We start from the raw sequence: 24694 nt of genomic DNA, 5'->3' as shown, positions 1-24694 counted from the left end.
GTTATTTGCTGAAGAAGGCAGAGGCTGCCCGTGGTAGTGGACGCAATGCAATTATTAAGACCTGGTCTCGGCGGTCGACTGTTCTGCCTCAGTTCGTTGGTCTGACGTTTGGTGTGTACAACGGCAGGAAGTTTATTCCCGTGCTGGTGACCGAAGAAATGATCGGCCACAAGCTGGGCGAATTTTCACCGACGCGCACCTATATCGGCCATACGGCCGACAAAAAGGCGAAGAGGGTCTAGTCATGGGTAAACGTTCTACGCCTCGGGTCTTGGCCGACAATGAAGCAATGGCATTTGCCAAGCACATTCGGGTTAGTCCTCAGAAGCTTAATTTGGTTGCACAGATCATTCGCGGAAAAAACTGCGAAACTGCGCTGGCTGAACTTGAATTTTCACGTCGTCGGATTTCCAACGATGTTAAGAAGCTGTTGGAATCTGCAATCGCGAATGCGGAAAACAACCATCAGCTTGATGTCGATCGGCTTTATGTGGCGGAAGCCTCCGTTGGTAAAGCTATGGTGATGAAGCGCTGGCGGCCACGTGCCAGAGGCCGGGCAGGAAGAATTTTCAAGCCCTTCAGCAACATGCGCCTGATTGTGCGCGAACGCGAGGAGAACGCTTAGTATGGGTCAAAAAGTCAATCCGATCGGGCTGCGGCTGGGAATTAACCGGACTTGGGATTCCCGCTGGTATGCTGACGAGAATTATTCGGATCTGTTGCATGAGGACTTAAAAATCCGCGAAATGCTCAAAAGCCGGCTCAGCCAGGCGGGTGTTTCCAGGATCGTTATCGAACGTCCGGCGAAAAAAGCACGTATTACCATTCATTCGGCGCGTCCGGGTGTGGTGATCGGAAAAAAAGGTGCAGACATCGAAAAGCTGCGGACTGATATTTCGGCCATGACGGGTTCTGATGTTCACTTGAACATCGTTGAAATTCGCAAGCCCGAGATTGATGCTCAGTTGGTTGCTGAAAATATTGCCAGCCAGTTGGAGCGTCGGGTTTCCAGCCGTCGCGCCATGAAGCGGGCTGTTCAGTCTGCCATGCGCTTGGGTGCCTTGGGCATTCGGATCAATTGCTCGGGTCGTCTTGGTGGCGCTGAAATTGCCCGGATGGTTTGGTATCGGGAAGGTCGGGTGCCGTTGCACACGCTCCGCGCCAATGTCGATTACGGCACGGCGACCGGCGAGACGACTTATGGCAGCTGTGGTGTGAAAATTTGGATCTTTAAGGGTGATGTTATGGCCCACGATCCAATGGCCATGGACAAGCTGGCTCAGGAACAACAGCCGCAACGCTAAGATAGTAAGAATTAAGGAAAACGGACAATGTTGAGTCCCAAAAGAACAAAATATCGGAAGGCCCATAAAGGCCGCATCCATGGCAAGGCCAAAGGCGGGTTCACATTGAACTTTGGGTCATTTGGCTTGAAGGCAATGTCGCCAGAGCGGGTGACCGCACGGCAAATTGAGGCCGCACGTCGGGCGATGACCCGTCATATGAAACGTGCGGGCCGTGTTTGGATCAGGGTTTTTCCCGATGTTCCGGTTTCGCAAAAACCTGCCGAAGTTCGCCAGGGTAAAGGTAAGGGTACGCCTGAATATTGGGCAGCCAGGGTAAAGCCGGGTCGAATTATGTTTGAAATCGACGGTGTTTCAAGAGAAGTCGCGCAGCGCGCCATGGAATTGGCAGCGGCGAAGCTTCCGTTGCAGACCCGTTTTGTTACACGTCTTGGTGAGGAGTAAGCAGATATGAAAGCCGCCGATCTTCGCGCCAAGAGCGATGATGAACTTAAAGAAGAATTGCTGAACCTGCGGAAGGAATCTTTCAATCTCCGCTTCCAGGTAGCCAGTGGACAGTTGGAAAATACCGCGCGCAGACGCCAAGTCAGTCGGGATATCGCGCGCATCAAGACGTTGTCCGGTGAGCGTAGCCGTACAGCGGACAAGGGTTAGGATACAGATATGTCGAGCCGAGTATTAAAAGGTGTCGTGGTCAGCGACGTTCAGGACAAGACGATTGTCGTCATGGTCGAGCGCCGCATCATGCACCCGCTCTATAAGAAATTCATTCGCCGTTCCAAGAAATATTCGGCGCATGACGAGAACAACACGCATAAGGTTGGGGACGAAGTCAGCATTCGCGAATGTCGTCCAATCTCCAAGCGTAAGCGTTTTGAAGTAGTTGCTGAAGGCGCGTAAGTGCACGGCCTTTAGGTTAGAAAAAGGAAGAGACAATGATCCAAGCCGAATCAAACTTGGACGTAGCGGATAACTCGGGCGCCAGACGCGTTCAATGCATCAAGGTGCTGGGTGGTTCGAAACGCAAATATGCGTCTGTCGGCGACGTGATCGTGGTGACGGTTAAGGAAGCAATTCCCCGGGGCCGCGTGAAGAAGGGTGAAGTTATGCGCGCTGTTGTCGTGCGGACGGCCAAAGAAATCCGTCGGCCTGATGGGTCTGCCATCCGATTTGATCGGAACGCTGCGGTTCTGATCAGCGCCAATGGTGAGCCGGTCGGAACTCGTATTTTTGGCCCCGTGACCCGTGAACTGCGTGCCAAGAGATACATGAAAATTATCTCGCTCGCGCCGGAGGTGCTGTAATGGCGATTAAATTTAAAAAAGGTGACCAGGTCATTGTGTTGAACGGTCGGTCCAAGGGTGTGCGTGGCGAAGTGCTGCGGGTGCTCCCGAAGCAGAACCGGGCAATCGTTCAGGGTGCAAACATGGTGAAGCGTCACCAGCGTCCGACACAAACAGCGACAGGTGGGATTATTGAGAAAGAGGCAACGATTGATCTTTCGAACATCTCTCATATCGACCCTAAGGACGATAAGCCGACTCGGGTTGGATTTAAGTTTCTTGATGATGGCCGCAAGGTCCGCGTTGCTAAGCGGTCCGGCGAAGTCATTGATAATTAGACAGGATTTTAGATATGCCACGCTTGCGTGACCATTATAATAACGTCATAAATCCCGCGATGAAGGAACAATTCGGCTATGCCAACGCCATGTTGGTGCCGAAGTTAGAAAAGATTGTTCTGAATATGGGAGTAGGCGAAGCATCGCAGGACCGCAAAAAGATTGAAGGTGCGGTCAGCGATATGACACTAATTTCCGGCCAGAAGCCGATTGTTACGCGCGCAAAGAAATCAATTGCGACGTATAAGCTTCGGGACGGCATGATCGTTGGGTGCAAGGTAACGCTCAGGCGCGACAGGATGTTCGAATTCCTAGATCGACTGGTGACGGTTGCTTTGCCCCGTGTTCGGGATTTCCGTGGCTTGTCCACGAAAAGTTTTGATGGCCGGGGCAACTATGCCTTGGGTATCACTGAACAAATTATTTTTCCGGAAATCGACTACGACAAGGTGGATCAGATCCGGGGTATGGACATCGTGATCTGCACATCCGCCCAAAACGACGGTGAGGCACTTGAACTTCTTAAACAGTTCAACATGCCCATCGGCGATGCCTCATCAAGTGGAGAAAAGCAGAATGGCTAAGCGAAGCGCTGTTGAAAAGAATAAGAGGCGGGAACGTCTCGTGAAGAAGTATGCTGCCAAGCGGGCGGAACTGAAGGCACGAGCCAAAGATTCCTCGCTATCGGTGGAAGATAATTTTGAGGCGCGTTTGGCGTTGGCCAAGCTGCCCCGGAATTCGTCGCCGACACGTGTTCGGTTACGGTGTGAGATGTCCGGACGCCCGCGGGGTAACTACCGTAAATTTAAACTGTCTCGTATCGCGTTGCGTGAACTGGCCTCTAACGGTCAAGTTCCCGGCGTTGTCAAATCTAGTTGGTAGGGAGAGGACACACATATGTCGATGACTGATCCTCTTGGCGATATGCTGACTCGCATCCGTAATGGACAGCGGGCCCGCAAAAGTAGCGTCAAAGCACCGTCTTCCAAACTTCGCAGCAATGTGCTTGCGGTGTTGGAGCGGGAAGGATTTATCCGTGGATATTCCCAAGCGGAAATATCTGCCGGAATTTCTGAATTGCAGATCGAACTCAAGTATCATGAGGGCGATCCAGTGATCCGCGAAATCAGCCGTGTCTCAAAGCCGGGACGTCGGGTGTATTCGAAAATTAAAGATCTTACGCGAGTTTACAACGGGCTGGGTATTTCCATCCTGTCGACACCACAAGGTGTGCTCAGCGATGCAGAGGCCCGCGCCGCGAATGTCGGCGGCGAGGTTCTTTGCAAGGTCTTCTAGGGTAGAGAGTTAGGAATAAGCCATGTCGAGAGTAGGGCAACTTCCCGTTGATGTTCCAGACGGTGTAACCGTGGATGTCGCCGGTCAGCTGGTGAAAACAAAAGGCAAGCTAGGTGAACTGAGCTTTGAATTCTCAGGTGATATAGATATCGCCAGTGATGGCAAGCAGGTGTCCGTTAAGCCGAGAGGCAATAGCATTGGTGCCCGGAAAATGTGGGGTACAGCACGCAGCGTCATTAGCAACATGGTTCAAGGTGTGAGCGAAGGCTATACCAAGAAGCTTGAAATCAATGGTGTTGGTTATCGCGCCCAAGTTAAAGGCAAAGACTTGGTGTTGCAGGTTGGCTTTAGCCACGAAGTTAATCACCCCATTCCTGAAGGCATTAAGATTACGTGCCCGGATCAGACGCATATTGAAATTCAAGGTGCTGATAAGCAGCGCGTCGGACAGACAGCAGCTGAAATTAGGTCCTACCGTCCGCCTGAGCCTTATAAGGGCAAGGGCATTAAGTACGCAGATGAGCAAATCTTGCGCAAAGAAGGTAAGAAGAAGTAAGCGATGGCAAATTCAAGGGAACTATTAAAGCGCCGCTCGGGCCGTGTTCGGTCCAAGATCAGGCGCAACCACACGGGTCGGGCCCGGTTGTCCGTCTTTCGGTCTAACCAGCATATCTATGCCCAGCTTATTGATGACACGGCGGGGACAACCCTTGCCGCTGCATCGACGATGGAAAAAGACGTAGTTGGGGGGCTCAAGAGCAAGTCCAACAAGGATGCAGCTTCGAAGGTTGGCAAGTTGATCGCTGATCGCGCGATTGCTGCTGGCGTTAAAGAGGTCGTCTTCGATCGTGGTGGATATCGATATCATGGCAGGGTTAAAGCCCTGGCCGAAGCGGCTCGCGAAGCCGGCTTATCGTTCTAAGGAGTTCAAGGTTTATGGCAGATACACCCGCACAGGCACCTAATAATGAATCTGGCCGTCCCCCTCGTGGTGGCGGTGGCGGAGGAGGCCGTGGTCGCGGCCGGGGCCGGGATCGTGACAACAGAGATCGCGGCGAAGAATCAGACCTGATTGATCGGTTGGTGCACATCAATCGCGTCGCGAAAGTGGTCAAAGGTGGCCGTCGGTTCTCATTCGCGGCACTTGTTGTCGTTGGTGACGGAAAAGGCAAAGTTGGTTATGGCACGGGCAAAGCCCGCGAAGTTCCCGAAGCCATTCGCAAAGCGACCGACGCCGCTAAGCGCAAGATGGTTCGTGTGCCGTTGCGCGATGGCCGGACGCTTCATCATGATATTACGGGTCGCTTCGGCGCAGGTCACGTACACCTTCGCAGCGCGCCTCCAGGTACGGGCGTAATTGCCGGTGGTCCGATGCGGGCCGTCTTTGAAGCCATGGGCGTTCAGGATGTGGTGACCAAATCCATCGGGACGGCCAATCCGCATAACATGATCAAGGCGACGTTTAATGCGCTTGGAAATTGCTTGTCACCGCGGGGCGTTGCCGCACGGCGCGGCAAGAAGGTCAGCGAAATTGTCTCCCGACGCAGCGGTGCTGCTGCTAAAGCGGAGGAGTAAACAATGGCTGGCAGCAAAAAAACATTAAAGGTCACCCAGATCGGGAGCCCGATTGGGCGGACCAAGGACCAGCGTGGGACCCTGGTGGGTCTCGGTTTGAACAAAATGCACAAGACCCGTGAGTTGGAAGATACCCCAGCTGTTCGCGGCATGATTAATAAGATTCAACACCTGGTTCGGGTCGAGGAAGCCGGTTAATACGGCACTCGGTTAATACCTGGACAAACGGAAGGCGTGGAAGACGATGAGACTGAACGAAATTAGTGATAACAAAGGTGCGACCAGAGACCGGAAACGGGTTGGTCGCGGCATGGCATCAGGCACCGGAAAAACGTCTGGTAGCGGCCAAAAAGGTCAAAAATCCCGGAGCGGCGTTTCGTTGCTCGGATTTGAAGGCGGCCAGATGCCTTTGTATCGGCGTCTTCCAAAGCGCGGCTTCAACAACATTTTCCGGAAAGAATTTGCCGAAGTAAATGTTGGCCAAATTCAGACCGCAATTGACGCTAAGAAATTGGACGCCAAAGGCGTTGTCACTCACGATATCTTGGTTGCAGCGGGCCTTATCAAAGGCAGCAACGACGGCGTTAAGCTGCTCGGCAACGGTGAAATCAAGAGCAAGGTAAGCCTCGAAGTTACGGGCGCCTCCAAGAGTGCAATTGCTGCGGTCGAAAAAGCTGGTGGCACGGTGACGGTTATCGATGCTGGTCCATCTTCGGCTGAAAAAGCGGCGGCAAAGAAAGATAAGGGGGAAGCGGGTGCTAGGTCTAAGGCGATCCATGATGGCAGCGCCCAGCGCCCGAAGGTTGCGAAAGCAAAGGCGAAAGCCTAAATCACATTGATCTGATTTTCCAAGCATTGGGATAACAATATGGCTTCGGCTGCGGAACAATTAGCTGCTAATATTAACTTCAGTGCCTTCTCAAAGGCGACGGAACTGAAGAAACGCATCTGGTTTACCTTGGGCGCGCTGATTGTTTATCGATTGGGGACCTATATCCCGTTGCCGGGAATTGATGCCAACGTTCTGAAAGACTTCTTCCAGCAGAATTCTGGCGGCATCATGGGCATGTTCGATATGTTCGCCGGCGGTGCTTTAAGCCGCATGACGATCTTTGCGTTGAACATCATGCCTTATATTTCCGCGTCGATTATCATGCAGTTGATGACGGCGGTTTCGCCAAGCCTTGAAGCCTTGAAAAAAGAAGGCGAATCCGGCAGGAAGAAGATCAACCAATATACCCGATACGGCACAGTTTTAATCACCGCCATGCAAGCCTATGGAATTTCCGTCGGTCTTGAAGGCATGAGCACGAGCCAAGGCTCTGCGGTGATGGATCCCGGTGCATTCTTCCGCTTCACAACGGTTGTGACGCTGATTGGCGGCACGATGTTCCTGATGTGGCTGGGTGAACAGATCACTGCGCGGGGCGTCGGTAACGGCATTTCCCTGATTATTTTTGCAGGCATTGTTGCGAACTTGCCGAGTGCGTTGGCGGGAACGGTCGAATTAGGTCGGACGGGCGCATTATCGACACTGTTCATCGTCTTCCTGTTGGCAATGTCAGTCGGTGTAATTTACTTCATCGTTTTTGTCGAGCGAGCCCAGCGACGAATTATTGTTCAGTATCCGAAACGCCAGCAAGGCAATCGGATGACACAGGGCGAAACTTCGCATTTGCCGTTGAAGCTCAATACGTCCGGCGTGATCCCGCCAATTTTCGCGAGTTCTTTGCTGTTGATGCCGGTAACGGTGATGCAGTTGTCGGCGGGCACTGGGCCTGAATGGCTACAGATTCTTAACGCTTATATGGGGCGAGGTCAGCCAGCTTATCTGATAATTTATATCTCACTGATTGTGTTCTTTGCCTTCTTCTACACCGCTGTGGTTTTCAACCCGACGGAGACTGCGGATAATTTGAAGAAGTACGGCGGCTTTGTGCCGGGAATTCGACCGGGCAAAAATACATCTGAGTATCTCGACAGAGTGTTGACCCGCCTAACTGTTATAGGTGCCGCCTATTTGGCTCTGGTCTGCTTGTTGCCGGAAATTCTTATTTCTAAGTATTCGGTGCCGTTCTATTTCGGTGGTACGAGTTTGCTAATTGTTGTTTCGGTGACCATTGATACGGTTGCGCAGGTTCAGTCGCATTTGCTGGCGCATCAGTACGAGGGTCTGATCAAGAAATCCAAGCTAAGGGGTAGAAGGGGATGAACATAATCCTTTTTGGTCCCCCAGGGGCTGGTAAGGGGACACAGGCGAAGAGATTGGAAGAGGGACATAACATTGTCCAACTCTCTACCGGCGACATGTTGCGCGCAGCAGTGGCATCCGGGAGTGAATTGGGCGAAAGGTTAAAAGGAATTATGGATGCTGGGGAGCTCGTGTCTGACGAAATTATCATCGAGATGATATCGTCACGGATTAGTGAGCCGGATTGCGAGAACGGATTTATCCTGGACGGCTTTCCCCGGACGACGGCCCAGGCTGAAGCGCTGGCCACCATGTTGGAGGAAAAGGCGCTTCGGATCGATCATGTTTTAGAATTGGCGTGCAACGATGACGCCATGGTGACACGGATTACAGGCCGCTATACCTGCGAAGATTGCGGTGCCGGTTATCACGATGAGTTTCAAAAGCCCCAACAAGAAGGGGTGTGCGACAAGTGTAGTGGGACGACGTTTATCAGGCGTTCCGACGACAATGCGGAAACGGTACGAAATCGACTAAATATGTACCACGAGCAGACGGCTCCGATCCTCGCGTTCTATCGCGAAAAAGGAGTGTTAAGTAGTGTAGACGGTATGGCTGCGATTGATATTGTAACAGATCGTTTGAATGAGATTTTAAAGGGTTGAGTTCAGGTTGACTTAGAGGCGTGTACGCTTATAATCGCGCCTCTTTCGGGTTTCCCGTGGGCTCATTTGCGTTTAATTACAAGGTTTAAGGAGTACCAGCTTTGGCGCGTATTGCTGGCGTGAACATACCGACCCAAAAAAGGGTTGTTATAGCGCTTTCTTACATTCATGGAATCGGTCGGACCAAGGCGCGTGAGATTTGCGCGAATATTGGAATCCCCGATAGCCGCAGGGTTAACGAGCTTACCGACAGTGAGCTTACACAAATTCGCGAATCAATCGACCAGAATTACCAGGTTGAAGGTGATCTGCGTCGTGAAAAAGCGATGAACATTAAACGATTGATGGATCTTGGTTGTTACCGGGGCCTTCGGCATCGTCGGGGGCTGCCTGTGCGCGGCCAACGGACGCATACCAATGCGCGGACCCGTAAGGGCCCGGCCAAAGCGATCGCCGGTAAGAAAAAAGTAACGACATAATTTAGAATTTAAAGGTTAAGTAACGGTCATGGCAAAGCCCACTACTGTACGTACACGCCGCCGCGAACGGAAAAACATTGTTTCCGGCGTAGCGCACGTTAATGCGACGTTTAATAATACGATGATTACGATTACCGATGCGCAAGGTAACGCAATCGCATGGTCGTCTGCTGGGGCCCAGGGTTTCAAGGGCTCCCGCAAGTCGACGCCGTATGCGGCCCAGATGGCCGGTGAAGAAGCCGGACGTAAGGCCATGGAGCACGGTATGAAATCCTTGGAGGTCGAAGTTAAAGGCCCCGGGTCCGGACGTGAATCAGCGTTGCGGGCATTACAGGCTATTGGGTTCTCCATCACAGCTATTCGTGATGTGACGGCGATCCCACACAATGGTTGCCGCCCCCGGAAACGCCGTCGCGTTTAACAGGGGTATTTAAGTTTACGTCCTAAGCTTCCGGCACGATTTGTGAAAAAGCTTAGGCATTTTAGAAACAGGTCATGTTTCTCAAAAACATGACAAGCGTGAGGTCGCTCAGGTGATTCAAAAAAATTGGCAAGAACTCATTAAACCGGCGAAACTAGAAGTGGTGGCTGGTGATGACCCGACGCGCAACGCCACAATCGTTGCGGAACCGTTGGAGCGGGGCTTCGGCCTTACTTTGGGCAATTCGTTGAGGCGGATTCTGTTGTCGTCGCTGCAAGGTGCAGCGGTAACAGCAATCCACATCGACGGTGCGCTGCACGAATTCTCGTCGCTTCCGGGCGTCGGTGAAGACGTGACCGACATAGTCCTGAACATTAAGGGCATCGGTCTCCGTCTTAGTGCGGAAGGTCCGAAACGGATGATGCTGCGGGCTGAAAAGCCAGGGGCAGTAACGGCTGGCATGATTGAAACGGGTCCTGATATTGAAGTCATGAACCCGGATCATGTGATTTGTACCCTCGATAAAGGGGCCAAATTAAGCATGGAACTGACCGTTGAATTGGGCAAAGGCTACGTTGCGGCGACGCAAAACCGGCCGGAAGAATCACCGATTGGTTTGATTCCCATCGACGCCATGTTCTCTCCCGTGCGTAAGGTGGCCTATAAAGTTACGAATACACGGGTTGGCCAAGTAACTGACCACGATAAGCTGACGCTTGATGTCACGACCAACGGCGCGGTTTCACCAGAAGATGCGGTGGCATTGGCAGCACGGATCCTTCAAGACCAAATGCAGTTGTTCATCAACTTCGAAGAGCCCGAAACACGGGGCAGCGAAGAAGACAGAGACGAATTGCCGTTCAATAAAAACCTTCTTCGTAAGGTTGACGAACTTGAACTGTCCGTACGTTCTGCCAATTGCCTGAAGAACGACAACATCATCTACATTGGTGACCTGGTTCAAAAAACTGAAGCCGATATGCTGCGGACGCCAAACTTTGGCCGTAAGTCCTTGAATGAGATCAAGGAAGTGCTTCAGCAAATGGGGCTGCACTTGGGCATGGAAATCCCCAATTGGCCGCCTGAGAATATTGAAGAAATGGCGAAACGGTTGGAAGACCCGTTCTGAGTTTTCGTCAAATAGAAAAGAATTAATCGTTAAGGAGTTAAAACCATGCGCCACGGTATGAGCGGCCGGAAGCTAAATCGTACGAGTTCGCACCGCAAGGCCATGTTTGTGAATATGGCAGTGTCATTGCTGACTCACGAACAGATCAAAACAACATTGCCCAAGGCCAAGGAATTGCGCCGGGTGACCGATAAGATGATTACCCTGGGCAAGCGGGGCAATCTACACGCGCGTCGCCAAGCTGTTTCGGTTTTGAAAGACCGGGCTTTGGTTGGCAAGCTGTTTAGCACGTTGGCTGAGCGCTACAAGGAGCGCAGTGGTGGCTACACCCGCGTGCTTCGTGCTGGCTATCGCTATGGCGATTCGGCACCGATGGCGATCATTGAATTGGTTGATCGTGATCCTGATGCCAAGGGTGCTGAAGATTTAGCCCGGGTTGAAGCGGAAGAAGCGGCTGTGGACGAAGAATAGGGCGCCAAATCGCAAAAGATTTGTTTTAAGAGGCAGTCCTTAGTGGCTGCCTCTTTTTGTTTCGCCATGTTAAACTGATGATTATTCAAATGAGACGGAATTGTTATGAAGATGAAATGGATTTTAGTGTTCGCGGTTTGTGTTTTCGTCTCTGCTGGTGTGAGCGCCCAAGTTAAACAGGTTCCTCAGTCGCGCCAACAGGTGCAGCTTTCCTATGCGCCATTGGTAAAAAAAGTATCCGCTGCCGTGGTCAATATTTATACCACTAAAATCACCAGTTCGCGGCGCGCATTGTCGCTGTTTAATGATCCGTTTTTTAAGCGATTTTTCGGCGAAAATTTAGATTTTGGCAATCAGGCGCCAACCAAGCGCCGCCGACAGAACTCTCTGGGTTCAGGAGTTATCATTGACCCGAGTGGGCTGATCATCACCAACGTGCACGTCATCGAAGGCGCCGATGAAATTACCGTTGTTTTAGCCGACCGAAGAGAATTTGAAGCCAAGGTCATGGGCAAGGATAAACGCACCGACCTCGCGGTCATTCGGATCGATACCAAGGGAGAGAAACTCACCCACCTGAAGATGCGGGATTCCGATGATTTGGAAGTCGGCGATATTGTGTTGGCGATCGGCAATCCGTTTGGTGTTGGTCAAACAGTGACCAGCGGCATTGTTTCAGCCTTGGCCCGAACTCAGGTCGGTATCAACGATTTAAACTTCTTTATCCAAACCGATGCTGCGATTAACCCAGGAAATTCCGGCGGAGCACTGGTTTCGTTGGATGGCCGGTTAGTCGGCGTTAATAGTGCGATTTTTTCTAAAAGTGGCGGGTCGCATGGAATTGGATTTGCCATTCCATCTAATATGGTCCGATCTGTCGTCGCCGGGATTGCGGCTGGTGGCCGTCTGGTTCGTCCTTGGCTTGGCGCGTGGGGCGGTCCCGTAACGGCGGAGATTGCGGCGTCACTTGGCATGCCTCGTCCAGTCGGCGTCTTAGTGACAAGCATCTATCCCAAAGGCCCTGCTTCCCAGGCTGGGTTAAAGCGGGGCGATGTTCTTGTGGCGGTGAACGGCCGTGAAATTAATGACCCGAATGGTTTAATCTACAGAATATCGACGTTACCCGTCGGTTCCACGGCTAAAATGACCGTCTTGCGGCGCGGGCGAGAACAAACCTTTTCAATTCGACTGGTTCCCCCGCCTGAAAATCCCAAACGCGATCAGCAGAAAATTCAGGGGCGCAATCCCCTCAGCGGTGCCATCGTTGCTAATATGTCGCCAGCCTTGGCGGATGAACTTCGCGCTCCGGGTCCATTTTCGCCGGGTGTGTATGTGCTTGCCATACGGCGGGGCACCCATGCCAGTCGCTTAGGCTTTAAACCAGGAGACCGGGTCGATGTGATCAACGGTGTGAAGATAGATCTGGTTTCCGTGTTGCAGCAGCAGTTGAAGACACGACCTCAAGGCTGGAGTATCGCCATCCGACGGGGTGGGCAAACCCTAAGGCTGGAATTGGATGGATGAACACCCTTTTCGAAGCTCAAGCACCTCGTCCGCTGGCGGATCGTCTGCGGCCTAGGAGTTTGAGTGACGTTGTCGGGCAGGACCATCTCATTTCAGACGACGGTGCCCTTGGCCGTATGTTGGCCCAGGGGCGATTATCATCGGTAATTTTGTGGGGCCCGCCTGGCACGGGAAAGACCACAATCGCGCGATTGTTGGCCGAGCGTACGGACCTGTATTTCGAACCCCTATCAGCGATATTTTCTGGCGTTGCAGACCTAAGAAAAGTCTTTGAGGCAGCTAGAAATCGTCGTGGAATGGGGCAGGGAACGCTCCTGTTCATTGATGAAATCCACCGCTTTAACCGGGCGCAGCAAGATAGTTTTCTGCCATTCGTGGAGGACGGGACGGTTATTCTTGTTGGTGCAACGACGGAAAACCCCTCTTTTGAATTGAACGGTGCACTCCTGTCGCGGTGTCAGGTGCTGGTGTTGAACAGGTTGGATGATGCGGCGTTGCAGGAATTGCTAAGCCGGGCAGAGCAGGAGACCGGCAATTCTCTGCCCCTAACAGATGATGCACGAGTAGCGCTTAGGGCCATGGCAGACGGCGATGGGCGATATCTGCTTAACATGGTGGAGGGATTGGCCGATGTGTCTTCTGAGGCACCTTTAGACAATGCCGGACTTGCCGAAGCGGTTCAGCAGCGTGCGCCCTTGTACGATAAGTCGCAAGAAGGCCATTACAATCTTATCAGTGCCCTGCATAAAGCGCTTAGAGGCTCTGACACGGACGCTGCGCTTTATTGGTTCGCGCGGATGCTGGCGGGTGGGGAGGATCCTCACTATATCGCCCGACGGATGTTGCGGTTCGCGTCGGAGGATATAGGGCTCGCCGATCCTCAAGCCATGGTGCAGGCTCTCACAGCTTGGCAGAGTTTTGAGCGATTGGGCTCACCTGAGGGGGAATTAGCTTTAGTCCAAGCGCTGATTTATCTGGCAACGGCTCCTAAGTCCAATGCGGCCTACAGGGCGGAGAAAGCGGCTAAGAAGGCAGCGAGAGACACCGGGTCACTGATGCCGCCCAAGCATAGCCTGAACGCGCCTACGAAGATGATGAAGGACTTGGGTTATGGTGAGGGCTATGAGTACGATCACAACGCTGACGAGGGGTTCTCCGGCCAGAATTATTTTCCGGATGATATGAGCCGCCAGCAATTCTATACTCCCTTGGACCGGGGATTTGAGCGCGAGATCGAGAAAAGACTGGCCTATTGGAGCCGCATCAGAAAAAACAAGAGTGGAGAGAGCTGACCCCTCTGCTTTGAAGGGGGTTAGATATTACACATGTCGATAAATATTTTGCTTTCAGTTGCGGCGGGTGGGGCGCTTGGTGCTGTTGGTCGCTATTTGGTGATGAGTGGTGTCGGGCATTGGCTTGGAACCGGCTTTCCGTATGCGACGCTGACGGTAAATATTGTTGGGTCTTTTATTCTCGGGTCGATCGTTGAGATCATGGCACTGACGTGGTCTCCTGGTCAGGAGGTGCGGGCCTTCCTTGTTGTTGGCGTGCTCGGTGCCTTCACCACCTTTTCCACGTTTTCCTTAGATACGGTCACCTTGATTGAACGTGGCAGCATTTTGGCAGCGACGGCCTATATCGGGGCGTCGGTGGTTGTATGTGTGGTCGGATTTTATGCCGGAATGCATCTTCTAAGGCAGATTTTGGCATGACCGGTGTTGTGACAGTCGAAGTCGGCACGGAAGATGATGATCAGCGGTTGGATCGCTGGTTTAAGCGTCATTACCCAGACCTTGGCCACGGACGGCTGCAGAAGATGCTGCGTACCGGGCAAGTGCGCCTCGACGGCAAACGCACGAAGGCCAATGCTCGATTGCTGGCAGGGCAATCCATCCGGGTTCCACCCATGCCCGCGCCCAACGCAAATAGGCAGCCCCCTAAAAAACCCGCGAAGCCAGTATCCGAAGGGGCATTAGAAGAACTTCGCAAAAGAATCCTGCATCAAGATAAGGACGTTTTGGCAATTGATAAGCCAGCTGGTTTGGCAGTCCAGGGGGGCAGCAAAACTAAGTATCATTTGGATGGCATGCTGGATGGCCTACAGTTTGATGCAGAAGAGCGCCCCAGGCTTGTTCATAGGCTCGATAAGGATACCTCCGGGGTTTTGCTATTGGGAAGGTCACGAAAGGCGACTGCGGCCCTGACAGCGGCCTTTAGGTCGCATGACACACGAAAATTCTATCTGGCCCTTCTCGCCGGAAATCCAAAGCCCAGTCAGGGGCAAATTGATTTGGCGTTATCAAAGAAGCCGGGAAAATTCGGTGAAAGCATGGCTCCCAACCAAATTGACGGAAAGCGGGCGATTACGCGCTATCAAGTGCTGGAGAATGCTGGCCGTAAGGTGTCTCTCGTCCTGATGGAACCGCTGACAGGTCGAACCCATCAGTTGCGTGTTCATTCTGCCTTTATGGAGACACCGATCTTGGGCGACGGCAAATATGGCGGCCCAGAGGCATTTCCAGCCGGAACGGATATTCCTAAGGGTTTATACCTTCATGCTTGGGCGATAAAAGTCCCGCATCCAAGTTCTGGAATGTTGAACGTTTGCGCGCCGCCCCCAAAGCAATTTCTGTCAGCCGTTAAATACTTTGGGTTTGATCCTCAGTCGTTCGTGAATCCAAATGAATATTTTGAATAATCCGGGTTAGCGAAAAAAAATTTCAAAAAAAATAATACTGGCACGATAACGTAGTCGTGCTTATCTATATTAATAGGAATGATCCGGGTATTTGATTTTAAGTAGCGTGTATTTGGTAATGCCATGAGAATACTGCTTGCAGAAGACAGCCAGCGACTTTCAGAATCGATTAAAGTCGGTTTGGAACGTGAAGGTTTCAGCGTCGATGTTTTTGAAACATTGATGGATTCCAGGGCGGCGATTGAGTCGGTACAGTATGACGCGATAATTTTGGATCTTGGACTTCCCGATGGAGATGGCCTTGATCTCCTAAAAGATTTGCGTAGTGCGCATAACATGACACCTGTTCTTATCTTGACTGCCAGAGACAGAGTCGACGAAAGAGTGCGCGGCCTTAATGCCGGTAGTGACGATTATGTATTAAAGCCGGTGGCGCTGGAAGAACTCGTGGCTCGGCTGCGGGCACTTCTCAGGCGTCCTGGTGGTGCCTTGGGACAAACATTAACTGCGGGCAATATTTCGTTTGATACCTCTTTGCGTGAGGTTTGTATCCAAGAGCAACCGATCAATATTTCAAGGCGAGAGATGAGCGTTCTTGAACAGCTTATGCGGCGGTTTGGACGCGTGGTTCCCAAGAATGTGTTGGAAGAGCGCTTATACGGGTTCGAGGCGGAAGTTACGTCGAATTCGTTAGAGGTTCATATATCACGCCTGCTGAAGCGGCTGAGCAATGCCGGGGCGACGACGAACATTCACACCTTAAGGGGTGTTGGCTATCTTCTATCAGAAGAAAACAAATAGCCCTAAGTTAACCCCGAAAATAGCCCCGAAAATAGCCCCGAAAATAGCCCAGGTCATATTGCGTCGAAATTCAATCCGTGAGACTCTTGGCTTGTGAAGCCCCTATTGGCAAGGAACAACCGGAATGGCTCGCTTGGCAAAAGCCCAAGTTAAAGAATCTAGCCGAACCAAGGCGGAATTGGCAGCCGAGGTCGAAGCGCTCCAAGAGCGTGTTCTCGAACTAGAGGCTTCGCAAAATGCCCGGCAAGAAAACGAAGATAAGTTCCGCTTGATCTTGGAGAACTCAACTCAGGGAATACTTGTTCACAGGCATCGCAAGCCGCTTTTTGCTAATCAAGCCTTGGCTGATCTTTATGGCTATGAATCGCCAAAGGAAATTTTGGCATTGGCGTCATCAGAGGTCCTGATTTCTCCGACCCACATGGAAGAAAGAGTTCACGAATCACGTCTCATGGGTGAAGACATACCCCGTGATGCAGAAATTAGAGGGCGCCGAAAGGACGGTTCTGAACTTTGGGTTGGCAAACATTCATTTGTTATCGATTGGGATGGTGAGCCGGCAGTTTGTTCTGCGCGTTTTGATGCTACAGAAGCGCGAACAGCGAGCGATATTTTAAAACGAGTCGTCGAGAGTATACCGGGTGGTGTTGCCATTTATGACAAGGATGACCGTCTGGTGCTCTACAATGAGAACTTCATTAAGGATCGCCCCGAATATGCAGATATCCTCAAGCCAGGTAGAACATTTGAAGAGATAACGCGAGCCTTAGAGTCGGAAAATATGCGTGGTAAGTATTTAGGAAGCACGCGAATACCCTTGGAAGAAAGGCTCCGAATTCACAGGGATTTAACTGGACCCTTTGAGTTTGAGTTATCTGATGGCTCGGTAAAACAAATACATGATTTCAAAATGAATGATGGGGCGCGCGCCATCATTCGGACCGATATCACCAAACAAAGACAGGTGGAAGTAGCTCTTCGGCAAAGCGAAGAAAGGTTTAGGACGCTGTCGGACAGTTCCATGCAAGGTGTGAATGTCCACCGGAATTTTAAGCTGCTTTATGTGAATCAGGCGTTTGCCGACATCTATGGATATGAGTCGCCGGAAGAGGTTTTGGCGGCGGATCCTCTTCTTGAGATGATTCCTGAAGACGAGCGGGAATCGGTTCAAGAAACCTATGAAAAGCTGCTTTCGGGTGAAATAAAAAATACTGATAAAAAAATTGTTAGAAGCAAACGTGATGGATCAAAAGTCATTATTCACAATCGCCAGTTCCTAATTCAGTGGGATGGTGAGCCTGCAATCTGTTCACTTCGGTTTGACATTACGGAGCAAGCCCGGACGGAACAATTTTTGAAGAGTGCGATGGAGGCCATTCCCCATGGGTTCGCACTTTATGACGAGAACGATACGCTTGCTTTAATTAATGAAAATTTCTTCAAGTTTCGTCCGGAGCTTAAGAAAATCATGATGCCGGGTATCAGTTTCGAAGAGCAACTTCTCCTGCGTGAAGAACAAGGTCTTCTTCATGGCCAGCTGGAGGGCAAAAATATTACTGTCAATGAACGCAGAGAGCGACATAAGAATCCAATTGGGCCCTATCTCGGCTCGTCGCCTGATGGCCAAACTTTGCAAATTGACGAATTTAAAACCAGTGACGGATGCACGGCCATTATTAGAACTGATATCAGCGAGCTGATCGAAGTTGAAACGGCTTTGCGTGAAAGTGAGGAGCGATATCGCATGTTTGCCGGCGATGTTGCGCATCAATTGCGAACACCGTTGGCGATACTGCGGGCGCATCTTGACGGCATGGGGGGCGCTGAAAACATTAAATCGTTGATTGGTGACGTAGACGACATGGCGCGTTTGGTAAATCAACTACTGGCCTATGCACAACTCGATTCGCTCAAAGTAACTCGGTCGGACCAGGCTGATCTATGCGAAATTTGTACTGCTGTGGCAGCTTATATTGCGCCGTTAGCGATCCAGGAAGGGCGATCGATAGAGGTTCTAGGTGCCGACAGTCCGGTTGTCGTCAACGGTGCTGTCGATGCCTTAAAGCAGGCAATGCGTAATCTTGTAGAAAATGCGATTAAATATTCGGCGCGAGGGTCGACGATTACGTTGGAGGTATTTCCGAACTACTCGGTTCGGGTGATTGATCATGGGAAGGGGGTCCCAGAAGATCAGCGCAAAGATATATTTCGGCGTTTTTTAAGAATAGACCAGCGTGGCGGTGGCGCAGGGCTAGGGCTTTCGATCGTTCAACGGATCGTTGACGCCCATGGCGGATATATTGATTTAAGCGATACGCCGGGTGGTGGTGCAACATTCACCCTTCAATTTTCGAGGGGGGCGGAGGAAGTTTCACGGCCAAGGTCGGCTGCGGAATAGGGCGAACTATTTCTCTATGGCAAAATTCTTAGCCGTAATTATGTCTTATGACGTAACAGTGTGGTAAAATACGAGTTCCAAAAATTTCGGGTGGGAAGGTAATTATGGTTTTCTGGGTTTGCACAATAATTTTGCTGGCTAATTTCTGTGGTGGGTTGACGAGTACCGCACTCTTCGCGTTTGAAAGGCCGTCGCCACCCCGAACCCTGGTGCAGAAACCGTCGTTCAGATTGTTTTTGATGTCGGAATTTATTCTTGGCACCGGTGCTGTCTATTATCATTCGGTGCAAGGGGTTCAGGCTTCTAGTGAAGACATTAGTATTTGGATTGCCGCAGCATTTATGGCACCGCTGTTAGCGATCATTGGCTCGCAAATTGTAAAGGTTGCTTTGGCTGGGCGCCTTGAAGCGCGTGAAAAGGCTTGGGAAGAAAGCCCACAGGGTCGGCAGTGGGCGGCCGATCTTATGGCTGAAGCCAACGCTAACATGGGTATGGTTGACGATGGTGAGGACGGAGACGAAGTCTTTGAGGACGACAAAGGGGATGTCATTGATGAAAAGGCAAAGACCTTTGCCGATGATGATCTATTCGATCCTGAAGAGGATGTCATTGATGAAAAGGCAAAGACCTTTGCCGATGACGACCTGTTCGATCCTGAAGAGGATGTCGAAGAGGAATACTTCAAGGACAAAGACATGATCTAGCCATCCTCGGCTGGAAACTTTGCTGAGGATGTGTATTATCCCGCCATGCTAAAACGAAATTCCGATCACGCGCCGGCCGATATCAGGCTTGCTGTATTTGACTGTGACGGCACGCTTGTCGATTCTCAGCTCTCGATTATCTCATCCATGTTTGCATCCTTCGATGCCAACAACATCAAGCGCCCAACCCCGCAAGCGATCCGCGAAATTGTTGGCTTGCCTTTGCTGGAGACGTTTCGTCGCTTGGCACCTGATCTTGATGACAGCACCCATGACCGGCTGAGGGACGGCTACAAAGAAGCCTTCTCGAAGCTCCGCCGCGACGATTTGGTCGAAGAGGCACTTTATCCTGGCATCCAACAAATTCTGCGGGCTTTGGATGAAAATGGATGGTTGCTTGGCGTAGCAACAGGGAAGGGGACTGACGGCCTAATGAATACGCTGCGCGGACATGGATTGGAAGAGCACTTCGTGACCTTACAAACCGCAGACAAGGCGAGGGGCAAGCCCCATCCGGAAATGCTCTTGAACGCGATGGCCGAAGCCGGTGCGGTAAGCGCCAATACGGTGATGATTGGTGATACGACCTTCGATATTGAAATGGCGGTGAATGCGGGTGTCAGAGCGGTCGGTGTATCCTGGGGGTATCATGAACCTGATTCACTCATCCGGGCGGGTGCAGAGACTGTGGTCGAGACCATGAATGAGCTTCTGGAAGCCCTATTCGAATCTGTTGAATAGAATTCGTCATGCCGACTCAAATTTCAAAACGATTTTATAAATCTGTTGATGTTGAAGTATCCGAAGATGGCTATGGCATTTCCTTGGATGGTAAGGATGTGCGGACGCCGGTGGGGGCTGCGTTGGTGGTGCCATCTGAAGCCCTGGCTCGGGCGATGGCTGAAGAATGGGACGCGCAGACGGAAACAATTAACCCCCTAACCATGCCCTTAACAGGGATCGCCAATACGGCCATCGACAGAATTGTAGATAGTCGATCTGCCGTACTTGACGAAATGATTAAGTACGCAGAAACGGATTTGCTGTGCTACCGCGCTGATGAACCGGCTGACTTGGTCGCGCACCAGGCTAAAACGTGGCAACCGCTGCTAGATTGGGCAGATGAAACCTTTGGCGTTCAAATGGCCGTAACCGAAGGGATTATGCCGATTAGTCAGCCAGATGATGCATTGACTGGTTTGCGGCGGGTGGTCGAGAAGGAGGCTAATTTCCAATTGGCGGCCTTGTCTGCACTAACGGCAGCGTGCGGGTCGTTAATCATTGCCTTGGCAGTTCGAAGCGGTCGGCTGGATGCGGGGCAGGCGTTCGACGTCTCCCAACTTGATGAGACCCATCAGATAGAGCTTTGGGGCGAAGACGATGAGGCCGCGGATAAAAGACAACGTCTCCGCGTCAGTATCACCAATATGACAAATTTTCTCGTACTCTTAGAAAGCTGAGACGAAACGCTTTCCTCTGGTGCGGGTGGTGCCGTTCGCGTTAGACTTTGCGTATAACGGGGGTCGGACTGCATGTACGATATTATTAAGCAACTTGATGAAAAACGTCGCCAGGCCCGACTTGGCGGCGGGCAGAAACGTATCGATACCCAACATGGAAATGGCAAACTAACGGCGCGGGAGCGGATTGAGTTCCTGCTGGACCCAGACTCATTCGAAGAATGGGATATGTTCGTCGAACATCGCTCCTCCGATTTCGGCATGGCGGATCAGTCTATTCCCGGCGACGGTGTGGTCACCGGATATGGCACGGTGAACGGTCGGTTGGTGTTTGTCTTTAGTCAGGACTTTACCGTGTTTGGCGGTTCTTTATCCGAAGCCCATGCTGAAAAAATTTGCAAGATTATGGATCAAGCGATGAAGGTCGGCGCGCCGGTTATTGGAATTAACGATTCTGGCGGGGCGCGAATTCAAGAAGGCGTCGCCTCACTCGCGGGCTACACCGAAGTCTTTCAGCGCAATGTCATGGCCAGTGGCGTCGTTCCACAGGTCTCTATGATCATGGGGCCGTGTGCAGGCGGCGCGGTCTATTCGCCCGCAGTTACTGATTTTATTTTTATGGTCGAAGATACTTCGTACATGTTTGTCACCGGCCCAGATGTAGTCAAAACCGTGACCCATGAAGAAGTCACCCGCGAGGAACTGGGCGGTGCCGGGACCCACACAAGCGTATCCGGTGTCGCGGACAGGGCGTTTGAAAATGACGCCGAGGCGCTCTTAAACCTGCGACGGCTTATTGACTTCCTGCCTGCCAACAATCGTGAAAAGCCGCCGGTCCGTCCGACACCTGATGATCCAACCCGCCAAGAGCCTTCGCTCGATACATTGGTGCCGGACAATCCGAATAAGCCATATGACATGCGGGAATTGATTGAGAAGGTCGTGGACGAAGGCGACTTCTTTGAACTTAAGCAAAATTTTGCGGGCAATATCATTACCGGTTTTGGACGCATGGAAGGTTCTACTGTCGGTATCGTCGCCAACCAGCCGATGGTGCTGGCGGGATGTTTGGATATTGATGCCTCTGTAAAGGCAGCGCGGTTCGTGCGCTTCTGTGATGCGTTTAATATCCCCATCGTGACCTTGGTTGATGTTCCAGGCTTCATGCCGGGGACATCGCAGGAATACGGCGGGATCATTAAGCACGGCGCGAAGCTTATATTTGCGTATGCCGAAGCTACAGTCCCCAAGGTCACCTTGATCACCCGGAAAGCCTATGGCGGGGCCTATTGTGTGATGAGTTCCAAGCACCTTCGCGGCGACGTTAATTTCGCCTGGCCGAGCGCGGAGATCGCCGTCATGGGACCGAAGGGGGCCGTTGAAATTATCTTCCGTTCTGAAATTGGTAACGAGAAAAAGATAGAAGCCCGCACCGAAGAATACCGCGAACGCTTTGCCAATCCATTCATCGCCGGTCGGCGCGGCTTTATTGACGATGTGATCATGCCACATAATTCTCGCAATCGGATTTGTCGATCGTTGCGCATGTTGAAGGATAAGAAGCTGGAAAATCCGTGGCGCAAGCACGGCAACATTCCGCTTTGACCGATGAGGCAGAAGCATTAGCGCACCACCGGGTAAGGGGCTTTACCAAGCACATGGCGGCGTACTTCTTCGTCATTGTGGTCTCGGGCGCGGTTAATTTATTGGGGACACCGGAAAATCTTTGGGTCCTCTTCCCCATGTTAGGCTGGAGCCCCGTCCTCGCCATTCATGCGGCATATGCCATGGGGTTGTTTGCGCAGTCTAACGGGTAATCGGTAGGATCGACTATGCGCCTCGTACTTGCCATCGCTGTGATAATTTCGGTTAGCTTTAGTGCTGCCGCAGACAACATTAAAATTTATCGTGAATTGTTCGACCGTGATTTCTTGCATCAGGTCCGCGCGTTGGTCCAAGTCCCGACCTATCGGGGCGGGGTCATGGATGAACGGAGAGTCCAAATTGGCTTGGATCGCCTGCGGGAAGGATTTTTTTCACCCTGGGCGTTAATGTTCAATTCGAAACTTGGGACCTTAAAACTCAAATCTTTCGAATGGCGTTCAGCAGATCGTAAGTATCGGGTGTTCGGATTTCGTATCGGTTCCGGTCCGAAAAAGATATCGCTGATCACTCATCTGGATACGGTGCCGCCGGGGCGCGGTTGGTTTCAGGAAAACCCGCTTGATATCGAAGAAATAGAACGCGCCTATGGTGGTGATATCACGGACTTCATCACGGGGCGCGGGGTGATTGATAACAAGGGACCGGCGGTCGTGACGTTTGCCGTCCTGCGCGCCATTGCCAAGGCCTACGATGCGACCCCTGAAAAGCTAAACGGAGTGACCCTGGAGGTTCTGTTCGACACATCGGAGGAAACCGACATGTCGATGCCGCATTACCTAAAAGCCAATCCTGCGGCAAAGCCGTGGATGGGTATTGTGCATGATGGGTTCTGGTGCATTCGGGCGGAGAAGGGGATTGAGCGGCCATTGTTCTCTGTATTGCAGGGAGACGCCATTCCGGACAAACCTTGGATTAAGGAGCTTAATTCTTCGCCGGGGCCGGTGAACCAAATTCCTGATTCGGCGCGGGCTCTGATCCAAGGACTCAATCCTCGCGACATTCGTAACCTGGCAAAACACATTGGGCTTTTATATCAATTGTATCAGTTCGACGACCCGGACTATCGACGGGCGTATTTGGTCGTTCGCAATCCAAGGCCGGGGGAATTGCTGCTCATTACCCGGGTCGCGGGCGCACAGCATGGCTCGGCACCTGAGGAGAACCGAGCGACCGGTGCCAATCCTCTGGTGTCTCTGGTGAATTTTCTGGGACGCTTGGTTGAGACAGGTCGGCTAAGCATGAACGGTGCCGCACGGATGACGCAGTTCGTCAAGTGGACCTGGGGCACGCGCGTGTTTGGTGAGAAACATCCGGACTTGCTTAAGGCCGAAGATGAAACATTTGGAACTGGCAATGGCACCACCTACGCCGTGACACGGTTTAAAACTGGCGGCGCGGTCACTCTTGAACTCGATATTCGTTACGCACTCGGACACCATGGGATAAAGTGGGATGGCAAGACAGAAGGGACCTTGCCAGGCAAAAGCCGATTTACTGAAATTTTCAATACGATAACGAAACAGTTTAATAAAGCCATTCCAGGTCCCCTGGTTAACCTGATCACAACCAAAACAGCCTTTGCTCCTGATCTAAAGGTTCCCGCAGGGAATGATCGCTTTCAACGGATCGATCGCGCTTACAAGCAGGTCATGGGAAAACCCTGTCCAAAGCTCGGCATTGGCGGCGGAACCGACGCCAAGGGTCATTCTGAGTTGTTGGCGGCGGGGGCGTTGTTTCATCCGCGCCTAGGACCACCCATTAATTTTCACGGCATTGACGAAGGCGCGCCAATTAAAGATTTAAAGAAAAGCGGAGAAATTCTTTTTCGGCTGCTCGTAGACGCTATCGAGAAGCCTTAGTACTATTTCAATAATCAACAAACATAGGAGGAGACCATGACTTTACCCCGCGTCAATCCAGCAACCAATGCGCCGCCCAATGGCATTTATTCGCACTCCATTAAAGTTCCTGCCAACGCCGAATGGCTGGTGATGGCCGGGCAAGTGGGTGTCGCACCCGATGGCTCAATCCCAGAGGGTATGACGGGGCAGGCCGAAGTAGCTTTCAACAACATCAAAATGATCTTAGATCATCACGGCTGGGACATGACGGATGTTGTGATGCTGACGTGTTTCTTGACCAGCTTGGAAGACCGTCAGGAAATGTTCGAAGTGCGAAAGAAATATTTCCCCGAGCCCTATCCGTGTTCGACTTTCTTGGTTGTATCTTCATTGGCCAATCCGGACTTTATCTTCGAAGCCGAAGCGACAGCAGCGCGGGTGCCTGACTAAA

General features: G+C 51.8%; 35 protein-coding genes. All 35 read left to right on the top strand.

Going from position 1 to position 24694, the window contains the following annotated elements; all coding sequences use genetic code 11:
• A partial coding sequence (gene rpsS, locus HOM51_16555; GenBank protein MBT5036126.1) for a 30S ribosomal protein S19 occupies positions 1-242 on the top strand: 242 nt, incomplete at its 5' end.
• Between the two features lie 2 nt (positions 243-244).
• Complete coding sequence (gene rplV / locus HOM51_16550; protein ID MBT5036125.1) at positions 245-625, top strand: 50S ribosomal protein L22; 381 nt, start codon at positions 245-247, stop codon at positions 623-625.
• Between the two features lies 1 nt (position 626).
• Positions 627-1304 carry a 30S ribosomal protein S3 gene (gene rpsC, locus HOM51_16545; GenBank protein MBT5036124.1) on the top strand — a complete coding sequence of 226 codons (678 nt, stop codon included), beginning with the start codon at positions 627-629 and terminating at the stop codon, positions 1302-1304.
• Positions 1305-1331: 27 nt separating this feature from the next.
• The gene (gene rplP / locus HOM51_16540) at positions 1332-1748 is read left to right on the top strand and encodes a 50S ribosomal protein L16 (GenBank protein MBT5036123.1); all 417 of its coding nucleotides are present in this window, start codon (positions 1332-1334) and stop codon (positions 1746-1748) included.
• Positions 1749-1754: 6 nt separating this feature from the next.
• Entirely contained in the window at positions 1755-1958 is a 204-nt protein-coding gene (gene rpmC / locus HOM51_16535) for a 50S ribosomal protein L29 (protein ID MBT5036122.1), read from the top strand.
• Between the two features lie 9 nt (positions 1959-1967).
• Positions 1968-2204, top strand: coding sequence for a 30S ribosomal protein S17 (gene rpsQ / locus HOM51_16530; GenBank protein MBT5036121.1), 237 nt, complete (start codon positions 1968-1970; stop codon positions 2202-2204).
• Positions 2205-2239: 35 nt separating this feature from the next.
• Positions 2240-2608: a 50S ribosomal protein L14 gene (gene rplN, locus HOM51_16525; GenBank protein MBT5036120.1), complete on the top strand. Its 369-nt coding sequence runs from the start codon at positions 2240-2242 to the stop codon at positions 2606-2608.
• The gene (gene rplX / locus HOM51_16520; protein MBT5036119.1) at positions 2608-2925 is read left to right on the top strand and encodes a 50S ribosomal protein L24; all 318 of its coding nucleotides are present in this window, start codon (positions 2608-2610) and stop codon (positions 2923-2925) included. Before rplN ends, rplX begins: the two co-directional genes overlap by 1 nt.
• Before the next feature lie 14 nt (positions 2926-2939).
• Positions 2940-3509 carry a 50S ribosomal protein L5 gene (gene rplE / locus HOM51_16515; GenBank protein ID MBT5036118.1) on the top strand — a complete coding sequence of 190 codons (570 nt, stop codon included), beginning with the start codon at positions 2940-2942 and terminating at the stop codon, positions 3507-3509.
• On the top strand, positions 3502-3807 hold the full coding sequence (gene rpsN / locus HOM51_16510) for a 30S ribosomal protein S14 (protein ID MBT5036117.1): 306 nt from the start codon (positions 3502-3504) through the stop codon (positions 3805-3807). Before rplE ends, rpsN begins: the two co-directional genes overlap by 8 nt.
• Positions 3808-3822: 15 nt before the next feature.
• Positions 3823-4221: a 30S ribosomal protein S8 gene (gene rpsH / locus HOM51_16505; protein ID MBT5036116.1), complete on the top strand. Its 399-nt coding sequence runs from the start codon at positions 3823-3825 to the stop codon at positions 4219-4221.
• Positions 4222-4243: 22 nt separating this feature from the next.
• The gene (gene rplF, locus HOM51_16500; GenBank protein MBT5036115.1) at positions 4244-4777 is read left to right on the top strand and encodes a 50S ribosomal protein L6; all 534 of its coding nucleotides are present in this window, start codon (positions 4244-4246) and stop codon (positions 4775-4777) included.
• A 3-nt stretch (positions 4778-4780) separates the two neighbouring features.
• Positions 4781-5143: a 50S ribosomal protein L18 gene (gene rplR / locus HOM51_16495; GenBank protein ID MBT5036114.1), complete on the top strand. Its 363-nt coding sequence runs from the start codon at positions 4781-4783 to the stop codon at positions 5141-5143.
• A gap of 14 nt (positions 5144-5157) precedes the next feature.
• Entirely contained in the window at positions 5158-5796 is a 639-nt protein-coding gene (rpsE, locus tag HOM51_16490) for a 30S ribosomal protein S5 (GenBank protein ID MBT5036113.1), read from the top strand.
• A 3-nt stretch (positions 5797-5799) separates the two neighbouring features.
• Positions 5800-5994: a 50S ribosomal protein L30 gene (gene rpmD / locus HOM51_16485; protein ID MBT5036112.1), complete on the top strand. Its 195-nt coding sequence runs from the start codon at positions 5800-5802 to the stop codon at positions 5992-5994.
• 46 nt (positions 5995-6040) lie between these two features.
• Positions 6041-6625 (top strand): 50S ribosomal protein L15, encoded by a 585-nt coding sequence (locus tag HOM51_16480; GenBank protein ID MBT5036111.1) that lies wholly within the window; start codon positions 6041-6043, stop codon positions 6623-6625.
• Positions 6626-6664: 39 nt separating this feature from the next.
• On the top strand, positions 6665-8008 hold the full coding sequence (gene secY / locus HOM51_16475; GenBank protein ID MBT5036110.1) for a preprotein translocase subunit SecY: 1344 nt from the start codon (positions 6665-6667) through the stop codon (positions 8006-8008).
• Positions 8005-8652, top strand: a complete 648-nt coding sequence (locus HOM51_16470) for an adenylate kinase (GenBank protein ID MBT5036109.1) — start codon at positions 8005-8007, stop codon at positions 8650-8652. The genes secY and HOM51_16470 overlap by 4 nt, the downstream gene beginning before the upstream one ends.
• 101 nt (positions 8653-8753) lie before the next feature.
• Positions 8754-9131 (top strand): 30S ribosomal protein S13, encoded by a 378-nt coding sequence (rpsM, locus tag HOM51_16465; GenBank protein MBT5036108.1) that lies wholly within the window; start codon positions 8754-8756, stop codon positions 9129-9131.
• Between the two features lie 28 nt (positions 9132-9159).
• A complete protein-coding gene (gene rpsK / locus HOM51_16460) occupies positions 9160-9552 on the top strand; it encodes a 30S ribosomal protein S11 (protein ID MBT5036107.1) in 393 nt (130 codons plus the stop codon).
• Between the two features lie 112 nt (positions 9553-9664).
• On the top strand, positions 9665-10681 hold the full coding sequence (locus HOM51_16455) for a DNA-directed RNA polymerase subunit alpha (protein ID MBT5036106.1): 1017 nt from the start codon (positions 9665-9667) through the stop codon (positions 10679-10681).
• Positions 10682-10738: 57 nt separating this feature from the next.
• Positions 10739-11152, top strand: a complete 414-nt coding sequence (gene rplQ / locus HOM51_16450; protein ID MBT5036105.1) for a 50S ribosomal protein L17 — start codon at positions 10739-10741, stop codon at positions 11150-11152.
• 105 nt (positions 11153-11257) lie between these two features.
• Positions 11258-12676 carry a DegQ family serine endoprotease gene (locus HOM51_16445; GenBank protein ID MBT5036104.1) on the top strand — a complete coding sequence of 473 codons (1419 nt, stop codon included), beginning with the start codon at positions 11258-11260 and terminating at the stop codon, positions 12674-12676.
• Entirely contained in the window at positions 12673-13968 is a 1296-nt protein-coding gene (locus tag HOM51_16440) for a replication-associated recombination protein A (GenBank protein ID MBT5036103.1), read from the top strand. The genes HOM51_16445 and HOM51_16440 overlap by 4 nt, the downstream gene beginning before the upstream one ends.
• A gap of 33 nt (positions 13969-14001) precedes the next feature.
• Positions 14002-14388, top strand: a complete 387-nt coding sequence (gene crcB, locus HOM51_16435) for a fluoride efflux transporter CrcB (GenBank protein ID MBT5036102.1) — start codon at positions 14002-14004, stop codon at positions 14386-14388.
• A complete protein-coding gene (locus HOM51_16430; protein ID MBT5036101.1) occupies positions 14385-15374 on the top strand; it encodes an RluA family pseudouridine synthase in 990 nt (329 codons plus the stop codon). The genes crcB and HOM51_16430 overlap by 4 nt, the downstream gene beginning before the upstream one ends.
• A gap of 123 nt (positions 15375-15497) precedes the next feature.
• A complete protein-coding gene (locus HOM51_16425) occupies positions 15498-16175 on the top strand; it encodes a response regulator transcription factor (GenBank protein MBT5036100.1) in 678 nt (225 codons plus the stop codon).
• A gap of 124 nt (positions 16176-16299) precedes the next feature.
• A complete protein-coding gene (locus HOM51_16420; protein MBT5036099.1) occupies positions 16300-18573 on the top strand; it encodes a PAS domain S-box protein in 2274 nt (757 codons plus the stop codon).
• A 239-nt stretch (positions 18574-18812) separates the two neighbouring features.
• Complete coding sequence (locus tag HOM51_16415) at positions 18813-19277, top strand: hypothetical protein (GenBank protein ID MBT5036098.1); 465 nt, start codon at positions 18813-18815, stop codon at positions 19275-19277.
• Positions 19278-19322: 45 nt separating this feature from the next.
• Positions 19323-20018 (top strand): HAD-IA family hydrolase, encoded by a 696-nt coding sequence (locus HOM51_16410; GenBank protein MBT5036097.1) that lies wholly within the window; start codon positions 19323-19325, stop codon positions 20016-20018.
• Between the two features lie 8 nt (positions 20019-20026).
• A complete protein-coding gene (locus HOM51_16405) occupies positions 20027-20737 on the top strand; it encodes an ATPase (GenBank protein ID MBT5036096.1) in 711 nt (236 codons plus the stop codon).
• Between the two features lie 72 nt (positions 20738-20809).
• Entirely contained in the window at positions 20810-22342 is a 1533-nt protein-coding gene (locus HOM51_16400; protein ID MBT5036095.1) for an acyl-CoA carboxylase subunit beta, read from the top strand.
• Positions 22312-22554, top strand: a complete 243-nt coding sequence (locus HOM51_16395) for a 2TM domain-containing protein (protein MBT5036094.1) — start codon at positions 22312-22314, stop codon at positions 22552-22554. Before HOM51_16400 ends, HOM51_16395 begins: the two co-directional genes overlap by 31 nt.
• A gap of 15 nt (positions 22555-22569) precedes the next feature.
• The gene (locus tag HOM51_16390; GenBank protein MBT5036093.1) at positions 22570-24261 is read left to right on the top strand and encodes a M20/M25/M40 family metallo-hydrolase; all 1692 of its coding nucleotides are present in this window, start codon (positions 22570-22572) and stop codon (positions 24259-24261) included.
• A 36-nt stretch (positions 24262-24297) separates the two neighbouring features.
• Positions 24298-24693 (top strand): RidA family protein, encoded by a 396-nt coding sequence (locus HOM51_16385; GenBank protein MBT5036092.1) that lies wholly within the window; start codon positions 24298-24300, stop codon positions 24691-24693.
• Position 24694: the final 1 nt, after the last annotated feature.

The organism is Rhodospirillaceae bacterium, from assembly GCA_018660465.1.
Taxonomy (GTDB): Bacteria; Pseudomonadota; Alphaproteobacteria; order Rhodospirillales; family JABJKH01; genus JABJKH01.
The sequence above is the reverse complement of the archived record's forward strand: the minus strand, read 5'-3'. Positions and strand labels throughout refer to the sequence as shown.